The 19,132-nt window shown below is 39.9% G+C and carries 12 protein-coding genes; 8 read left to right on the top strand and 4 right to left on the bottom strand.

Annotated features, from left to right (window positions below):
• Nucleotides 1-8 precede the first annotated feature (8 nt).
• The 6 genes from HNP77_RS07575 (at nucleotide 9) to HNP77_RS07550 (ending at nucleotide 9,830) form a co-directional block, all read left to right on the top strand.
• Complete coding sequence (locus HNP77_RS07575) at nucleotides 9-1,892, top strand: heparinase II/III domain-containing protein (protein ID WP_184652569.1); 1,884 nt, start codon at nucleotides 9-11, stop codon at nucleotides 1,890-1,892.
• Between the two features lie 94 nt (nucleotides 1,893-1,986).
• Entirely contained in the window at nucleotides 1,987-3,195 is a 1,209-nt protein-coding gene (locus tag HNP77_RS07570; RefSeq protein ID WP_184652568.1) for a hypothetical protein, read from the top strand.
• Between the two features lie 39 nt (nucleotides 3,196-3,234).
• Complete coding sequence (locus HNP77_RS07565; protein ID WP_184652567.1) at nucleotides 3,235-4,395, top strand: porin; 1,161 nt, start codon at nucleotides 3,235-3,237, stop codon at nucleotides 4,393-4,395.
• 73 nt (nucleotides 4,396-4,468) lie between these two features.
• The gene (locus HNP77_RS07560) at nucleotides 4,469-5,869 is read left to right on the top strand and encodes a hypothetical protein (protein ID WP_184652566.1); all 1,401 of its coding nucleotides are present in this window, start codon (nucleotides 4,469-4,471) and stop codon (nucleotides 5,867-5,869) included.
• Nucleotides 5,870-6,182: 313 nt separating this feature from the next.
• The gene (locus HNP77_RS07555) at nucleotides 6,183-8,489 is read left to right on the top strand and encodes a carbohydrate binding domain-containing protein (RefSeq protein WP_184652565.1); all 2,307 of its coding nucleotides are present in this window, start codon (nucleotides 6,183-6,185) and stop codon (nucleotides 8,487-8,489) included.
• Nucleotides 8,490-8,600: 111 nt separating this feature from the next.
• Nucleotides 8,601-9,830 carry a glycoside hydrolase family 5 protein gene (locus HNP77_RS07550; protein ID WP_184652564.1) on the top strand — a complete coding sequence of 410 codons (1,230 nt, stop codon included), beginning with the start codon at nucleotides 8,601-8,603 and terminating at the stop codon, nucleotides 9,828-9,830.
• A 335-nt stretch (nucleotides 9,831-10,165) separates the two neighbouring features.
• On the opposite strand, the gene HNP77_RS07545 is transcribed toward HNP77_RS07550, so the two are convergent.
• Genes HNP77_RS07545 through HNP77_RS07535 form a run of 3 tightly spaced genes read right to left on the bottom strand, consistent with a single transcriptional unit; the run spans nucleotide 10,166 to nucleotide 13,326 of the window.
• Nucleotides 10,166-11,020 (bottom strand): carbohydrate ABC transporter permease, encoded by an 855-nt coding sequence (locus tag HNP77_RS07545; RefSeq protein ID WP_184652563.1) that lies wholly within the window; start codon nucleotides 11,018-11,020, stop codon nucleotides 10,166-10,168.
• Nucleotides 11,017-11,955, bottom strand: coding sequence for a carbohydrate ABC transporter permease (locus HNP77_RS07540; protein ID WP_221266549.1), 939 nt, complete (start codon nucleotides 11,953-11,955; stop codon nucleotides 11,017-11,019). Before HNP77_RS07540 ends, HNP77_RS07545 begins: the two co-directional genes overlap by 4 nt.
• Before the next feature lie 24 nt (nucleotides 11,956-11,979).
• Nucleotides 11,980-13,326 (bottom strand): type 2 periplasmic-binding domain-containing protein, encoded by a 1,347-nt coding sequence (locus tag HNP77_RS07535; protein WP_184652562.1) that lies wholly within the window; start codon nucleotides 13,324-13,326, stop codon nucleotides 11,980-11,982.
• Nucleotides 13,327-13,517: 191 nt separating this feature from the next.
• Here HNP77_RS07535 and HNP77_RS07530 point away from each other — a divergent pair, with 191 nt between their 5' ends.
• A complete protein-coding gene (locus tag HNP77_RS07530; protein ID WP_184652561.1) occupies nucleotides 13,518-14,261 on the top strand; it encodes a helix-turn-helix domain-containing protein in 744 nt (247 codons plus the stop codon).
• Here the strand turns inward: HNP77_RS07530 and HNP77_RS07525 are convergent.
• Nucleotides 14,237-17,527, bottom strand: coding sequence for a hypothetical protein (locus tag HNP77_RS07525; RefSeq protein WP_184652560.1), 3,291 nt, complete (start codon nucleotides 17,525-17,527; stop codon nucleotides 14,237-14,239). The two genes, HNP77_RS07530 and HNP77_RS07525, sit on opposite strands and share 25 nt — an antisense overlap.
• Nucleotides 17,528-17,855: 328 nt before the next feature.
• Here HNP77_RS07525 and HNP77_RS07520 point away from each other — a divergent pair, with 328 nt between their 5' ends.
• Complete coding sequence (locus tag HNP77_RS07520) at nucleotides 17,856-19,013, top strand: glycoside hydrolase family 5 protein (protein WP_184652559.1); 1,158 nt, start codon at nucleotides 17,856-17,858, stop codon at nucleotides 19,011-19,013.
• The last annotated feature ends 119 nt before the right edge of the window (nucleotides 19,014-19,132 follow it).

Raw genomic sequence — 19,132 nt, 5'->3', positions numbered from 1 at the left:
AGGAAATCATGAACGAAACAACCTTTACTTCTTTTTCTGACAGAATACCGGCTTCTTTAAAAGACTTTACTCCCTTTGCAAAAGCTTCTGACAGAAACACCTGGAATTCCATCAGTGATGAATTCAGAAACTTCATCCTGGAGCAGGCAGAAAATGCCCTTCAGATTTTAAGAAGTAAAGGCTGGCCTCAGCTTAACATTTCCCTCTGGCATGATTTCTATAAAAACGGAAACCGTGTCAATTTTGAAAACCATCACTTTAACCGCCGTACCCTGCTCATAATCCTTGTTCTGGCAGAATGTTTTGAACATAAGGGAAGATTTCTTGAAGACATTACAGACGGAATATTTTTAATCTGTGAAGAAAGCGGCTGGCATCTTCCGGCACATAATTCTTATACCCGGGATACTCCCCAGCTTCCTTATCCTGATTCCTCAAGACCTATTTTTGAACTTTTTGCAGGAGAAACAGCAAACCTTCTTTCTTTAACCTGGTATCTGCTTAAAGAAGAACTTGATGCCGATTCCCCGATGATATGTGAACGCATTCAGTATGAACTTGAGCGGAGAATTATTACACCTTATCTTACAGAACATTTCTGGTGGATGGGAAACGATGATGAACCGATGTGCAACTGGACTCCCTGGTGTACTCAGAATGCACTTCTTGCGGCATTTATTCTTCCCCATTCAGATGAACTGAGAAAAAAAATACTTCAGAAAGCTTTTTACAGCCTGGACTGTTTCTTAAAAGACTATGGAGAAGACGGCTGCTGTTCTGAAGGCGCAGAATATTACCGGCATGCAGGCCTTACCTTTTACAATGCCTGTGACATCATAAACAGAGTTACTGATAAACTTACAGAAAGCGTTTACACCCTTCCGAAAATTAAAAACATTGCAGAATATATCCTCAACATGAATATTCCCCATTCAGAATATTTCTTTAATTTTGCAGACTGTTCACCACGGGCAGGAAAATCCGGCGCAAGGGAATTCCTGTTTGGAAAAGCCGTACATTCTGACGCCCTCTGTTCCTTTGCCGCAGATCAGTGGAAAGCTTCATCTACGGAAGAAAAACTTTTCAGTCTTACCGCCGACAAACTTTCTCAGAGCAATATGTACTACACCCTTCAGTCCATATTTGCCGACAGAGAAATTCTTAAGGAACTTCAGGGACTTCAGGGACTTCAGAAAAAAGCTGAACCTTTAAGCAGAAACATCTGGTACAAAAGCATAGGCGTATTTATCGTCCACAAAGGAATTTTTTCAGCAGCAGCTAAAGCCGGAAATAACGCAGACAGCCACAACCACAATGATACGGGAAGTTTCATTCTTTACAAGAACGGAGAACCTTTCATCATTGATGTGGGAGTAGAAAACTATACGCAGAAAACTTTTTCTCCCCAGAGATATGAAATCTGGACAATGCAGAGTTCTTATCACAACCTTCCGGAACTTAACGGAATCATGCAGCAGGACGGAAAAGAATTCCGTGCAGAGGAAGTTAAGACTGAAGAAAATTCAATAAGCATGAACATTGCAAAAGCCTACCCTTCTTCTGCCGGAGTTAAATCCTACAGCCGCAGGATATCCGTTTCTGAAGAAGGTCTGGATATTGATGATTCAATTATTTTTAATGATAAAGACCGTGCCCTTACGGTCATGAACCTTATGGTAAAAGAAAAACCTCTTGTAGACAGCAGTTCCATGACAATTACCGTCGGAACAGCAGGTTCCATAAGGGTTAAAACAGATGCGTCAGAAACTGACATAAGCGTTGAACCTATAGAAATAGCAGACAGCCGCTTAAGACGTACCTGGCCGCAGACAATCTACAGAATCAAAATAAAGGCGGAAAACGCTTCAGAAATAAAACTTTCTGCAAAATAATAAAATTTTATAATATTTAACATCTTTATGATATTTTCCCCCACAGTTCGGGCTGATAATTTTTTTCAGACATAAAAAAGGGGGACATAAAGAATTGAAATTCAAAAATGCTTTATGTATTTCTCTCGCAATAACAGCTGCATGCAGCGGAGCCTTTGCCCTTACAACACAGGCAAGGACCGTACTTACAGGAAACATTGCAGAGGGAACTAAAAAAAATGATGAAGATGCAAAATATGATTTCTTCAAACTGAATTCAAAAGCCCAGAAAGATGATGACGGCATAGTTTTTGAATTCAGCGAAGGTTCATTCGGCGGAAGACTTGCCTTATGGTATACCGTCAACTCTTCTACTCAAAGCGATTCCGGTTCAAACGTTTCTTTCAGGCGCTCAAACCTCTGGGTAAAACCCCTGGAATCTCTAAAAATCACTGCAGGTTATGTAGGAAACGACCAGCTTTACAAAGAACGCATCGACGAATGGAAAGTAGGAAATCCTTTTAACCTTAACGAACGCGACTGGTCAAAACACCCGGGATATGTAAACAACTCTGACGTAGACGAGATGGGTATCGGCTTTGAAAGCCGCGCTGTGGAAGGTCTGATTCTTACGGGAGCAGTTGCAAGACGCTGGGGAACTCCCGGTACTTTCGGAAAAGCCTTCTGGAGTAAAGACGGTGACAGCGAGAGCACTTACGACGCATGGGGAATTACAGCCCGCTACTACACAGGAAACCTCTGCTTTCAGGCAGCTTACCGCGACAACGGAAAAGAAAGCTGGAAAGTTGCCCGCTGCGCTTTAGGATATGAGTCCAACGGAATCTACGCATTCATTCAGCCATGCTTCGGAATTGACTACGAAACAGAAAAGGACAAATACGAACTGTCAGGAATCTGTCTTGATCTTTACGGCGAATACAAATTTGACGCCTGGACATTCATCGCTCATGTTCCTGTAACAATCCGCACTACGGACAAAGATGATGACCCGAGCTATCTTGAATATGTCCTTCAGGCAAAATACAACCTGGGAAAAATCGGAAACATGGATGACTTCTCTCCATTTGTAAAAGTGGGAACTATGAATCATGACGGTGACAACAAATATGCCTTCATCCGTCTTAATGATGAACTGTCAGATTCAATGAACTTTGACATCACACCGGGAATTGAATTTAAAGCCGGTTCATGTGAATTCTCAGTAGGTTACGAACTCCTCATTCATTCAAAACTTTATACAGATGTAAATCTCTGTAATGACGTTGAATGGCGGGTTCCTTTTACAGCAGAAATAAAATTCTAGATTCAAGACAAACAGCATATCCAGCACGGAGGATTAGAAATGAAAATAAAAAAATTACTTTCAGCATGTGCAGTTTCGGCAGCAGTACTGTCGACAGCCGCAGCATATGAAGCAACAGCAAAAGTTACAATGGAAGGAAGCATCGTAAAAGAATCAAAACAGAAGGATGCTGATGCAAACTATGAAGTATTTGCCCTTGATGCCGTTGAAGACCATTCTAAAAACGGAATCGAAATTGATGTAGATGCAGGACTTGCAGGCGCACACTTTGAGCTTTTCTTTGAACTTACAGGTACTTCAAAAGCAGAAGACGGATGGAATGCAAGTGCACGCAATACTTATCTCTGGTTTAAGCCGGTTGATGAACTTAATGTACGCCTCGGCTATGTAGGAATCGATGACTTCTTTGTAGAACGCGTTGATGAAGAAAAAGTTGCAAACCCGTTTGCTTTTGCAGACCGTGCAGCAGACAAAGTTCCTTTCTACATAACAAATGCTGATGTTGATGAAATGGGATTCAGTCTTGCATACACTCCTTTTGAAGAACTTACTGTATCTGCCGCAATAGCACCTGGAATCGGTTCCAGCGGAATCTCCAAACAGGGAGACGCAGATACTGTATATGCTCCATGGGGAATCACGGCACGTTACAATTTAGATGCCTTTACTTTTGAAGCCTCTTTCAGAGATAACGGAAAGGACAGTTGGAAAACAGCACGCATCGGCGCAGGATACGAATCTGACAATCTCTACGCATTCATTCAGCCTGTATTTGGAATCGATTACATTGCCAGCAAGGATAAGTACGAAATGAACGGTACAGCTATTGATCTTTATGCTGAATATACCCTTGATGCCCTCAAGCTTACAGGTCATCTTCCTGTAACCGTAAGAACTACAGGAAACGATACAGACCCGAGCTATCTTGAGTTCCTTGCAAAAGCTGAATACAACCTGGGAACATACGGTCTTCTTGATGAAGTTACACCTTATGTATTTGTAAAGAGCATGGACGGTACTGCAGTTACTCTTGATGACAATTTAAGCGACAGTCTTGCACTTACAGTTCAGGGTGGAAGCGCATTCAAAATCGGAGAAGCAAATATTGATATCGGTGCAAGAATCGATGTTCATACAAAAGCTGATACATCTGAGCGCGTTACATGGTCCGTACCATTCAGCGCAAGCATTGAGTTCTAAAACTGTTTCAAACATTTTTTTAACAAAGCAAAAAGTGGGGAAATCCCATAGATAAATAAGGAGGAATTCTAATATGAAAAAGATTTTACGTAAAATCATGGCTGTTGCCTCAATGGCAGCTGTACTTGGCGGATTTGTTTCCTGCGGAGGAGGAGAAGACCCTGACTATGTTGAACCTGTTGATTCAATCTGGGAAGGTGCAACCATACTGGAAAAACCGGCAGATGTTAAAACAAGCTGGGGTGAAGAAATCAACATTCCAAAAGATTATGCTTCCCGCCTTCAGGTCGGATCAAAAGTTATTTTCGAAATCGACATCAACGGTGAATATGCAAAGTTCATGGTTGCTTCAGGATGGTCTGACTGTAATGTAGAAGAATACTACAACCAAAAAGGTACAAAACTTCCTGTTAAAGAAAATGCAGATCATCCAGGTGTTTACGAAACATTAAACGGTGCTGCAGAAAAAGGTATTTATTATTTTGTAGTAACTGAAGAAAGCCTTAAAATTCTTAAAAACGGATTTGGAATCCGCGGAAACTTTATTCTTAAAAAGATTGGCATCACAAACCTCGGTGATCCTGTAGCTGATCCTGATGATGACATCGAACTTACTGAACCTGAAGCAAAAGACGGTTACTTTACTTTCTGGGCACAGAGTTCAGGTGCGGCAGAAGGCTCTGTAGAGCTGGTACTCAACTATGAAGAAACAACCTTAAACAAGAGCGTTACACTTTCTAATGTAGACATTGAATACATCATTAATGACGGAGAAGCAAAACATTATACAAAAAACATCACTCTTCCTAAAAACAGCTACGGAACTGACTACCAGGCAAAAGTACCTCTCTTTGCAGATTACAAAGTAACAAAAAACGATGCAATTTACATCAAGATTACTGCAAACGTAGACGATGAAAAAGCAGTAAACATCATTCAGGGTAACCTCATTGATACTGATCCTTCCGTAAGCTACTGGAAAGAAATGTGTATTGAAGAACAGCAGAAACAGATTCTTACCGGAATTACCTATGCCGAATCATCTGATCCTGCTGAAGATGAACGTCCGGCAATCGGAACAACAGTTTACACAGCAGCCGGAGATGATCTTACAATCAGCATTCCTCAGAATATTTGGGGTGACCCGGCAGTAAGCCACGGAATCCAGTTTGCACCGGCAGGAAGCAAATATCTTCCGGAAGGCGCAAAGGCAGGAGAAGCTTACACCATCACAATGAAAGGTACAGCAAATGAAGCTTTTGAAGCAAACATCCAGTTCCTTACAGCAGAGTGGAGTGGATTCGGTGAAGCCATTAATGCAAATTTTACAGCAGATGGATTTGTAATTACAGGTGAATACACATTCGGTTCAGACACAGCAGACGACTTCATGTTTGTAATCGGAAATAACGATGCAGAATGTACTGCAAAAACCCTGACACTTACTGAATTCACAATCACAAGAACAAAGTAAGCTTCTTTTCTAAAAAGTAAACCCCTTGCCGCCGCAGAATGTCTTGAATCAAAACTTCAACAGCTGCGGCGGCTTTTTTTTACAAGATTTTTTTTTGTCTATACAAATCATCCAGTAATATTTTAATATTATTCATAAAAAACTGATATTTTTCATACAGATCCGACTTAAAATTAATCATAGGAAAATATTTCCGAACACAAAATCAAAAAAACGTGGCGGGATATCACCGGCAGCTTGCTTTCTAAAGCCTGCAGCTGAAGTCCGAGACTTTCTGTCACAGGATTACCACAAAGGCTTTTAAGGGGGAACAATGAAATTCAATAAAATCGGTTTGCTTGCGTGCAGTACGATTTTATGCGGAACACTTGCATTCGCACAGGAGACGTCAATGTACACGGACGCAGATCTTGTATGGCAGGAAGACTTCAGCGGAAAAAAACTGAACATGAAGGACTGGAATTTTGAATTCCATGAACCTGGATGGGTAAATGCAGAACTTCAGTCTTACGATGATTCATCAAAAAATACTTACGTAAAAGACGGCTTCCTTGTAATTCAGGCTCTGAAAAAAGAAAATAAAAACGGAACTGTTGAATATACTTCCGGAAGAATCAATACAATGGGCAAGCATGAGTTCACTTACGGACGATTTGAAGCCCGGCTTAAAGTTCCGAAGGGACCTGGATTTCTTCCTGCCTTCTGGATGATGCCGGGAGACGAAACCTATTACGGACAGTGGCCTAAATGCGGCGAAATAGACATCATGGAAGTTCTGGGACACGAAACAAACAAACTCTACGGAACACTTCACTTTGGAGAACCACATGCAATGCAGCAGGGAACTTATGAAGTAGAAGAAGCTCATAATTTTGCAGATGAATTCCATGTTTTTGCAGTTGAATGGGAACCGGGGGAAATCCGATGGTACTGCGACGGCAAGCTCTATAAAAAAGTAAATGACTGGTTTACAAAACGTCCTGGTTTCGGAGAACTTTCTTATCCTGCTCCATTCGATCAGCCTTTCTACATAATTCTTAACGTTGCAGTAGGTGGAAGCTGGGTAGGATATCCTGATGAAACGACAAACTTTGATCCGAAACTCGATGATGCAAAAATGTACGTTGACTATGTAAAGGTTTATCAGAAAAAATCCTACAACGAAGATGTTGATAAACCGGAACACGCACCTGTTGTTGCAAAAACTGACAGTTCAGGAAACATGGTGTCCACAAACAAGACTGCCTGGGAATTCTTAAAAGCCGGAGGCGGTGTAGGATCTGTTGAAACTGACGGAAAGAACCATACAATCAAAACAGAAAAAGAAGGTTCCCTTGAATATTCAATTCAGTATGTACAGCCGAATGTACCTCTTAACATGGGATTCAAATACCGCTATTCATTTGATGCATGGGCTGATTCACCACGCACAATGATTACCGGCATCAGCGCACCTAACAATAGTTACGAACGCCGCTTTGGAGATGTAAAAGTTAAGCTTACAACTAAATCCCAGCACTTCTCATGGGAATTCGAAATGGAAGCTGATTCTGATCCGGCCTGCCGTATTGAATACAACTGCGGTGCACAGGATTCAACGGCAACAATTCACATCGCAAACGTTCGCCTCGAAAAAATCGGAGAGATTGACTATGCTGCTCTTGGAAAAGGAAGTCTTCCTGACGGAAACTACATCTATAACGGACAGTTTCAGGAAGGAAAAAACCGTCTTGGCGAATGGACAATTGAAAACAAAGTAAATGCAGAAATCAAAGTTACAAAAGACAGGGCTAGAATGCTTTGCGTAACTTCTCCTAAAAAAGCAAAACCTGAAGATGTCATCATAAAACAAACAGGCCTTAAACTTGAAGGCGGAAAAACTTATGTTGTAAAATTTGATGCTTATTCATCTAAAACAACAACCATCACCGCCCGTTTTGCAGGAATCACAAAAACTGAACGCATCATGCCGCTTCCTTCTTCTTCAAAAAAAGGAAAGCCTGCATTACCAGGTCATTATCAGTGGACACTTGCACCGGAAAAGGACTGCGAAATTGACTTCGAGCTTCTTCTTGGAAGTGACGGCCAGACGCTTTACGTAGACAATGTTTATGTAAAAGAAAATGCAGTTATTGCAAACGGAAGTTTTGAACGCAAACTTACCGGCTGGGAATTATATGCCCATCAGAACTCAAGTGCTGCATGCGAGGTAATCCAGAGCGGAGAATCAAAACAGGCAAGCGTAACCATTGAAAAAACAGGAAACCTTGACTGGATGATTCAGCTTAAGCAGAACGGCTGTCTTCTTGAAAAAGGAAAGAAATACAAGATTTCACTTAAGGCAAAATCAGACCTTGACCGCACAATCATGCTTGCTCTTCAGAGAGACGGTTCAAAAGATGACAACTGGTTCCCGTATTCAAACACACTTCGCTTTGAAGTCGGAAAAGAGTTTAAAGATTATGAATGGACCTTCGTAATGGGAGGAGATTCTGATCCGAATGTAATCTTTACGATTTCCATGGGTGCAGTTTCTGACAAAATCATAAATAAAAAGCATACAATTGTTTTTGATGACATCCGTGTCGAAGAAATTGAAACTCAGGAAAAGAAAAAGTAATTTTTCAGCAGAAAAAATATAAATCTGTTAATAAACGGGATGATACATTCAAACATCATCCCGTTTATTTATTTCAAATTGACAGTCATCTTGAAGAATCTGGAGATTAAAATGAAAAAGAAAACCGCACTTATTAAAACACTGCTGACTGTATCTTCTGCAATTGTTTTATCAGCCTGTCTCGGAAACGCAGAACCTCAGCAGGAGTCTTCTAAACTTCCGGAAGACACGCCTGTTTCTTCTTCAACTACAAGCATTCAGTTTGCTAAAAAAATGCAGGCTGGCTGGAACTTGGGAAATACTTTTGATGCTCAGTCAGAAGGCAGCAAAGAAAATAAAGGAGTATCCACAGAAACAAGCTGGGGTATGCCGTATACAACACAGTCCATGATAAAGGCAGTAGCAGCAAAAGGTTTTAAGACAATAAGGATTCCTGTATCCTGGCACAACCATATTACAGACTCAAACCTTACAATAGATCCTCAGTGGCTTAGCAGGATAAAAACAGTCACAGACTACGCCATAAACGAAGGAATGTATGTAATTATAAACATTCACCATGACAATCTCACATCAGCAAAACTATCAACAACCTACGGCTATACAGTAAACACAAATACCGCAGAACAGGAAACTTCAAGAAAATATATTACCGCAGTCTGGAAACAGGTTGCCGAATACTTTAAGGAGTACAACCAGAACCTTATATTTGAACTGCTGAATGAACCCCGGAACAGAGATTCTGCAAACGACGGATTTACAGCACCAGAAAATATTTCTGACCTGAATAAAGTTATCTCTTCTTACAATCAGGCTGCCTTAAATGCAATCAGGGCTTCCGGTTCAAAAAACACAGACAGGTTCATAATGGTTCCTTACTATGCTGCTTCTCCCTACGATTCTGTAAACTGGACTGTTCCCAATGACAGTGCGGCTGATAAATTATTAATCGCCGTCCACGCTTACTGTCCTTATGATTTCTGCATGAATACAACGGCAGACTCCACTTTTGAAGATGACGATGAAGGAAATGACATTTCTTATTTATTCAGTTTATTAAAAAGTCAGTGGGTTTCAAAAGGTTACGGTGTCGTTATGGGTGAAGCAAGTGCTTCTGATAAAAACAATACGGCAGAGCGTCTTAAGTGGGTCAAATACTATTATAAAAAAGCAAAGCAGTCATCCGTTCCTGTAATTCTCTGGGATAATATGAATATCTCAACTGCAAGCGGCGGGTACGGAGATATTAACAGCGGTGAGTGTCACGGTTACTTCAACAGAAAAAACTGCAGCTGGTGGTTTGAACCGCTTATTGATGAAATGATTTCTATTAGTAAGTAATCCGCCGTTTTGAGGGGTTGTACTATCCCCTCAATACAAGAGATTGCCGTGTCGAGCACGGCAATGACTCATACTCAACTGCGAGGGATGACCAAAAAGTTCAAAAAGTGTCATTTTCAGGCTGTCAACAACTTTTTATAAATGTCATTTTCGGGCTGTCAACAACTTTTATAAGTGTCATTTTCGGGCGCGACCCGAAAATCCCCCTGCATGAGATTGCCGCATCAAGTGCGGCAATGACAGGCTGTCAACTGCGGCAATGACAGGGTGTCGAGCACGGCAATGACTCATACTTTTTGGACAGCCCCTTTTTTTCTGCGTAAACGCTGTCGCGTTTACTCCTTTACGCCTCCTACTGTTACTCCGCTGATTATGCTCTTTGAGAGTATCAGGTAAATGATTACCAGTGGGATTATGGCCATACAGATCATCATGTAAACCTGGCCCATGTCGAAGCTTTTGTAGTCTGCTCCACGTAACTGAGCTATAAGAATAGGAATCGTCTTCTTTTTATCACTGTCGATTACAAGTGCAGGTGTAAAGTAATTGTTCCATGAACTTACAAAAGAGAAAATTGCCTGAACTGCTATTGCCGGCTTCATCATCGGAAGTACAATTCTGTTAAAAGTCAGAAATTCATTGCAACCGTCTACACGGGCTGCTTCTACTATTGAAACAGGAAGCGTTGACTGCATTGCCTGATACATATAAAAGAATACAACCGGCGATGCTATTGCAGGAATATAAAGGGCTGCAAGACTGTCAAGCATCATAATGTTTTCAAGCAATTTAATAAAACCTAATGCAGAAACCTGTGCAGGAATCATCATAACTGCAAGAATAAACTTAAACGCAAAGTTCTTACCCTTAAAGTGGTACATATATATTCCATATGCAGTCATGGAAGAAAAATACGTAGTAAGGACTGCTGACATCAGAGAAACAAAAACACTGTTAAACATTGCCTGAACAATAGGTGTGTTTTCATCAGCAAGAAGATTGCGAAGGTTTGTTACAAAATTTAATCCAGGAAAGAACGAAAATCCCATCTGAATCTGAGAATGAGTTCTTGTTGAATTTATAATAAGAATATAAAACGGAAACAGTGAAAGTACTGCAAGAAATATCATAACAAGATAGCAGAGTATCCGTCTTATTTTAAGAGTCATAAAAGTACCGTAACGAATCATTTTCTTCCTCCCTTAGGATTCTTAAACTGTCTCATCGTAATCGAATAAACAGAGAAGCTGAGTATACCGGTAATTGCAAAAGTAAGAACAGAAACTGCACCGGCCATACCGTAATTCTTATTTGTAAGATGCTTATTCAAATACATGATGATAGTCATGCTTGTTCTGTCAGGAACCCCTTCTCCATTTGTAAGGATCTGAGGAATATCAAACATCTGAATACCACCGATTAAACTTGTAATGATTACATAAACAAAAATCGGCATGAGCAGAGGAAGAGTGATTCTGAAGAAAATCTGCAGAGGTGAAGCACCGTCAATGCGGGCTGCCTCAAACAGACTTTCATCAATACCCATAATACCGGCCATAAGCAGAATTGTCGTATTTCCGTACCACATAAGACAGTTCATCACGGCAACAAGCACATGAACCCAGTTTGTAGATTCAAAATAGCGGATATTCTGCGTGATAAGTCCGAATTTTATAAGGATGCTGTTTACCGGTCCCTCCGGTGAAAACAATGTAAAGAACAGCATTGCAAATGCACTGGCCATGATAAGGTTAGGCATATAAATAACAGTTTTAAAAAACTGCTTGAACCTGAGCCTTAACTCTGAATTAGTAAACCAGACAGACAGCACCAGCGAAAATAAAATCTGCGGAATAAAACCAAGAATCCACATGACAAAAGTATTTTTTGTATAGCGGAGAATATCTGACTCAAAAACCTTCTTGTAATTTTCAAGCCCGATAAAATTCGGTCCAACTTCTTCAAGTCCAATTCTATAATTCTCAAATAAGCTGTTTGCAAATGTTGAGAGCAAAGGTATAAGAGAAAAAATTATGAACACAATGAAGAATGGAGCTATAAAAAAATATCCCCACCTGTCATAGGTAATGTTTTTCTTCTTTTTCATTTTATTTTCGCCATCCATAACGGACCTCCAACACGACTTTTTTTATTTACTCAATTCTGAATGAACTTCTGTTACTGCTGTGTAGAAATTCTCCCATGCTTTTTCAAGAGTTACATTTCCATTGTAGTAGTCAGCCATACTTGTCTGGATTTTTTCTGACATAGTCTGGTCGTACATGGAGATATTGCTTCTATCAATTGCTTTTGCAGCTTCAACAAAGAATTTGATATGATTCTGTCCGCCAAGGAATTCATTCTTGTAATTGCTATTTGCAACTGCTTCCATAGCAGGAACATTATTTGTAAAGTCACCATAAGACTTTGCAAGATCGGTCATTGTTTCATCATCACAGCAAAGAACTTCCATTACAGTTTTAATTTCATCAATATTGTCTGTTCCGTCAGCTGCACAAATCCATGTTCCGCCCCAGGAGAAAGACTGTGGACCCTTACAGAATGCCCAGTCTCCGTATGAACCATTTCCTTTTACTTTCGGTCCATCCTTGTCTTCAAGAGAGTTTCCTGCCATTGTAAAGTCAATGAACCATGCAGGACCAAAGTAGCAGAATACTCTACCGTCTTTTGTCATACCCTTGTTGCTTTCCGGAGACCACAATTTAGCACGGTTGTTATATCCAAGATCTGTATATTTCTTTGTCTGCTCAATCCACTTCGTAATCTGAGGATCAATGTTAATCTTTCTATCCTTTGTTACCCAGGCAGTCTTCATGTTGTCAGAAAATGCACGGAAATCATCATCATAACCTGAAAGCATGAAGTATCCCTGGTTGTGTGCTTTTTCTGCAACAGAATCAAACTTTTCCCAGGTATCAAGCATAGGACCTACTTTTTCAGGATCATCCGTACCAAGAACAGCCTTTGCAATTGAACGTCTGTAAATCAAGCCGGCTGGTGTTGCCTGCCATGAAACACCTTTAAGAACACCATTTGAATCAGTCATTACGTCCTGTGTATATTTATACTGATGAGCAAGCTGTTCATCAGTAAGACCGATTTCTTTCTTTACATCAACAGTAGCTGTCTGATTTACATATTTAAGAGCATAATCAGCTTCTACAAGGAAAATATCAACTCTCTTGTCCTTTTCTGTCTTTGCCTGACGAAGAAGGGCATCATCAAGCTTTTTCTGATAAACATTGTCCGTGCTGGCATTTACAACCCAGTTAACCTTTACATCAGCAGGAAGTTTCTCTGCAACATAAGAATTAAACCTTTCCTTAAATTCGTTGTTCCATACGTAAATGTTAAGAACCTTTCCGCCTTTTGAAACTCCGATAGGACCCCTTTTCTGTTTGCTGCATGAAGCAATTCCCAGCATTGCAGTCAGTGCAGTAGCTGCAGCGACGCAAGAAAAAATAATTTTTTTCATATTTTCCTCCTAAAAAATTATTTTCTATGTTAAAATATTATCCACGAAGGGGCAGATACAACCGAACCACCAGTAAATACCCGCCTTCATAGAAAAAGTCTAAGTCCGTATATAGCGGATAAATATCAGATTTTTATGAAAAATATCAGATATTTTAGCTTTTTACATTTCACCTGAAGGAGAAGTCTTCCATGGGTATTAAAGAAGAACTTACACGCATTGAATTTAAAAACAGGGAATACATGATTAACCATATCCCGTACGACAGGGAAATGGCCTTCTACCAGAGCATCAGAAACGGCGACATGGAAGAAATGAAACGGCTGTTCAAACCTTTGTGCGTTGAAGGATTCGGCAAGCTCAGTGACAATCCCCTCAGAAACCTTAAATACCATCTTATCATCACAGTTGCATTCATCACGCGATACTGCATTGAAGGCGGACTTGAAATGGAATCTGCCTACAACCTCAGCGATATTTACATTCAGAAGATTGACCACTGCTCGTCGGAGGAAGGAATCCACCAGATTCATAAAGAAATGACCGAGGCTTACGTAAAACGAATGCAGCAGCAGAAGACAAGAAAGGTTTACTCCAAACCGATAAGCCTCTGCATCGACTACATTTACGACAATCTTCATTCTAAAATCTCTCTTGATGAACTGTCCGAAGTCTCTTCCCTGAGCACCTCCTACCTGTCCAAACTGTTTCACAGTGAAGTAGGCATTACCATCGCACAGTACATAACCACTAAAAAAATTGAAGCAGCGAAAAACCTGCTGATATACACCGACAATACACCGGTTGACATCTCCAACTATCTGTCATTCAGTTCGGAAAGTCATTTCATCAGCGTATTTAAGAAAATAACAGGGCTTACTCCAAAAAAGTTCAGGACAATTCACTTCCGCTATAATTTTACGGAATCAGAATAAACTTCTATATGATGAATTTCTCCGTTTCTTGAAAAAAGCTTCCGGCTCAATTCTTTCGTCAGCGCATTTCCATTTATATTCTCGCACAATTTCTCATTAAAATAAACTGAAATTTTGTCAAAATCAGCCTTAAAATACGAAATTTTTGCACCGCACCATGAAAATTCCACACTTTTTTCCGAATTAAACTCATTTTTATCAACTGCAGCAAGATTAAACACAGCACAGGAATCCTTTATAGAAACCCCAAGTTCTCCCCAGCGGGCAAGTATTTCTTCCTTAACCTGTCCCGTCATACCAGGCTGTCTTGCCCCTTCCATATATGGAGTATGAGAATACGGATCAAAAGGAAAGGCTCCGTAAAGTTCCGGAGATTTTGCACTGCTTAAACCAGACTTCACGTCTGCATAAAAATCCCGTAATTCAGGATAAAGCCTGCAGTTTTCCTGAACGGCAAGAAGAAGTTTTGAAACCTGATGCCAGTAAATACATCCCAGTCCTTCATACCCGTAAAAACTTCCGGAACGCCCCGTAAACTGTCTGTGATTAAAAGTTTTTTCATACAGTTCAAACAAAGCCTTCTTTTCTTCCGGTGAAGGTTTCTCCGACTCAGGAAGAGAATCAATTTTCTGTTCAAGACACTCTGCATTCCTGATGGAAGAATCAAAATGATATACTCCGTTACAGTCTTCTTTCAAATATGAAGAAACACAAGCTCCTTCCTCTTTAGAAATACAGTTCTTTCGGGTAAACTGCTCAAGATGAACATCAGGATACAGGAGATAAGAATTTTGATGCTTTTCATAAAGTTCACTTGAACGCAAGGCAGCACAAAGTTCTTTTATTTCTTTTTTATCCAGAACGCCTGCAGAAAGAACGGCAACCTGCCCTTCAAGCATAAGCTTAAGATGAGAACATTCAATTTTATCTTCCTCAAAACTAAGAATGTTATAGGAATGAAACAGAGAATCACTTCTTTTATTCATAAGTATCGACTGCTTGACCACAGCAAGAATCTTTACAAGCATGCTGGAAATTTCTTCCGAAGATGCCGTTACTGATTCCCCGCCTTCATTTTTATAAAAGGCATTCCTTTCTGCTTCAAAAATTTTCTCTGCCTCATCAACAAACTTCTTTCGTTCAAAAGCATCACAAACAGCACGGATTCCATAACCGTCATAAAGCCCTGCTGTTTTTTTAAGGCTGTCATAAACCCTGAAATCAAGTTCCACATCAGAAACATTGTCCCTGTAAAGCTTTGCAAGGAATTCCAGCATTCTGTAAAGCTGACAAAGGGTAACCACAGAAGCTCCATAACCGGCAAGAGCATTGTTTGCATCATTCCATTCAGGACGCTGAAGGTTCATCCATATTCCGCAGCCCGGAACATGATTTAAAACTTTTCCAAGAACCACCTGAATTATTTTTGTTGTAAATGAAAAAAGCCGCGGCTGCTTATTTTCATCAAGTACAAGTCTGGCATCAGCACCCATTTCTTTTTCAAGTTTGCGGATTCTTTTATCTTCCTCATAATCAAATTCAATTGAATGCCGCGGATCTGCAAGAATCTGAGAATAAGACTTTATACGGTATGGAACATTCACAGAAGTAAAAACTTTTTCTCCCAGAAGACTGCACAGTCCATCCCTGTCTAAATCAGAATAAAACTCAAGGAACTTCTGAAGATAAATAACCTGATGATCAGTCCAGTAACCGTACTGAGACCAGGGATTATCTTTTTCCGGAACTTCCCAGTCAGGACCGTCTCTGGAAATTCTGTAAGGATTAAAGCCGTCAATCGTCATTGCATTTAAGAAGATGGAAATAAAATTCCTTACGTAAAGAGGATATGACCACACGAGAGCTTCCCAGTTCTGAAAAATATCCCTCCAGTTTCCTTCATAATTAAGCACAGGCTTTGAATCAGAAGTTTCTACCTCTATATTGAATTTATTCCACGGACGACTCGGATCTCCATGACGTCTCGAAAAGGCAACAGGAACATATTCCATAGAAAGGCGCAGAAGTTGTGGATTTTCAAAATCCTTTACGGCATTATAGAATTCATCATAAGTTAAAACAGAATCCTGAACTAAAACTTTCTTTAATTTCAAAGCGAGCTTACAGTTCCGTTTTTCTACAAAGCGCGTAAAGTCATCCAGATGAATTTTTCCGTTGTCTGCAAAAATTCCGCCGCGCATAATGTTGAACATTACATTGGTTCTGTGATGAGCAGCAGTCATTTCGCTTCCGCAATTCTGAATTCCATCAGCAGCGGCTATATAAGATTCAAGCTTTGCATCCGTTTCCTTTATATCATCCTCAAGAAGCTTCCATGCATAGCGTCTGTCACTTATGGTATTTTTAAGTTCAGCCAGTTTACAGGCATCAAGATTTACATCCAGTACCTGCTCCCAGCATTCCGCCTGTCCCGGATTCAATTCACTTTCATGAAGAATATAGCACTCCCCTCTTTTACCCAGAAGTTCAGGTCTTGTTACGACAGGATCTTCATTAATAAAATCCCTTACTGCATTCTCTGAAAGAATTATTTTATCATGAGTCGTAAACCAGCAGACATTTGTATTTAAGCATTCACTCGGCTCAGCCTTATCCGTTACAACTGAAGAGAGGGAAAACAAAGCCATATTTGCCTCATCATCCACCTCACATTTTTTATAGGCATCCAGAAGAACACTTTTTGAAGACTGCATATCAGCCGTAATTGAAGAACTTAAAATATTTTTACAGCCGTCAAGAATCTGAAGCCTTACTTTCTTTCCTGAAAAATTTTCTATACGTACAGTTTTTACAAGACCGAATTTTCTGCTTGAAGTCCATCCGTATCTGAAAGAAAGACCTTCCATTGCATTAACTTCCTCAAACCAGATTTTCGTACCGTTGAGGTTTTTATAAATATTTCTTTTAATGTGAATGTTCTTTAAATACCTGTTTGCCGAAGAAGAAAGCAGGGATTCAAAAGGCTGCCAGAATTTACCGTGCTTGCCTTCTTTCATAATCTTTATGATGGAAACAGAACCGGTAGTATTTTTAGAATCACTTAATTTATCACAGGTTGCATAGGGAAATAATGCATTGTCAGAATTTTTTCTTCCGGCAGTAATTCCTCCCTGAGCCCACAAAAAATTCCATACATCAGAGGAACTTGTAAGGGTCATAAAAAAATCATTCATAAAATCGTAGTTTTCTATTTTATAAAATTTTTCACCGTCAAGATTTACAAAACTTCCTTCTACCTTATTCACGTCTTCCACCTTATTATTTTGGGCATCTCTAGAAATCCAGTAATGTATATTTCTAGAGAATGCCGACGAGTTTTAAGTCGTTGTAATGTCACGACTTAAAACATCGCTCTTTCAGAGTTATCTCTAAAAATTGCAATTTTTAGAGATTCCCTTTTTTTTGATTAAATGATAAAAATGGATTTTTTATAAAAATATCACCAAAGTGTTTTTTTTATAAAATTCATGTAATAAAAAGCAAATTTTTTATATTTCAGAGAAAAAACAGCCCTTACTCTTTATTTACATACAATAAAAAAATGACAGATTTTTTTTATTTAAGGGGGAATTTGTGAAAAAGATTTTAACAGCAGCATTCATCTTAATCTGCGCAGCTTCAATGCTGAATGCAAAGAGTAAAAACAAACAGTTCAGTCAGATTACGGCAGCAGAGCTTGTAAAGGAAATGAAAACCGGCTGGAATCTGGGTAATACCCTGGATGCAAACGGATGCACCGGACTTGCCTCTCAGGAAAGCTGGGGACAGCCTCTTACCGATAAAAAAATGATTGACGGAATAGCAGAGGCAGGATTTAAAACAATACGAATTCCCGTAAGCTGGTCAAATCATATTACAGGAAAGAATCATAAAATTGACAAAGCCTGGATGAACCGTGTTAAACAGATTGTAGACTGGGCTATTGAAGATGAACTTTACGTTATAATAAACATTCACCATGACAACTATACCAGTCCCTCAGGAATCGGCTACGGAGACGGCTTTTATCCTAATATGGTAAGCTGGAACGAAAGCATGCTGTTTATAAAAGATGTATGGACCCAGATAAGCAAAACCTTTAACAACGAATATGACGAGCATCTTATTTTTGAACTGCTGAATGAACCGCGCCTCAGGGAACACGAACATGAGTGGTGGATGTCCGACAGCTGTAATGACTGTAAGTACGGCGCCCAGACACTGAACCGGCTTAATCAGGTTGCCCTTGATGCAATCAGAAAATCAGGAGGAAACAACAGCCTGCGTTTTGTAATGGTTTCAGGGCTTGCTGCAGCACCTCACAGCGTTCTCGATTCAAATATTTTCAAGATGCCTCAGGATACAGAATCTGGAAGACTTCTTCTTTCAGTACATATGTATACTCCATACGCTTTTGCAATGCAGACCCCTGGAGAAACAGTCCTCACAGAAAGTCACAAAAAAGAAGTTAATGCAACCTTTGAACAGCTGAATGAAAAATTCATCTCCAATGGAATTCCTGTCGTAATCGGAGAATACGGCGCAACCAATAAAAACAACACTCAGGAACGGATTAAGTGGTTTACAAATTTTATAAGTGAATCAAAAAAATACGGAATGTGCTGCTGTCTCTGGGATAACGGAGACTGGAATGCCGCAAACACTTATGAAGAAAAATTCGGCTTTTACAACAGAAAAGAACAGAGCTGGTACTTTGAAGAAATTATCGATGCAATAATGAACTGCTTCTAAAAAAAGAGGGATGACCAAAAAAATATCGTCATTGCCGTGCTCGACACCCTGTCATTGCCGCACTTGATGCGGCAATCTCTTGCAGGGGGATTTTCGGGTCGTGCCCGAAAATGACATTA

This window comes from Treponema rectale (assembly GCF_014202035.1).
Lineage (GTDB): Bacteria > Spirochaetota > Spirochaetia > Treponematales > Treponemataceae > Treponema_D > Treponema_D rectale.
The sequence above is the reverse complement of the archived record's forward strand: the minus strand, read 5'-3'. Positions and strand labels throughout refer to the sequence as shown.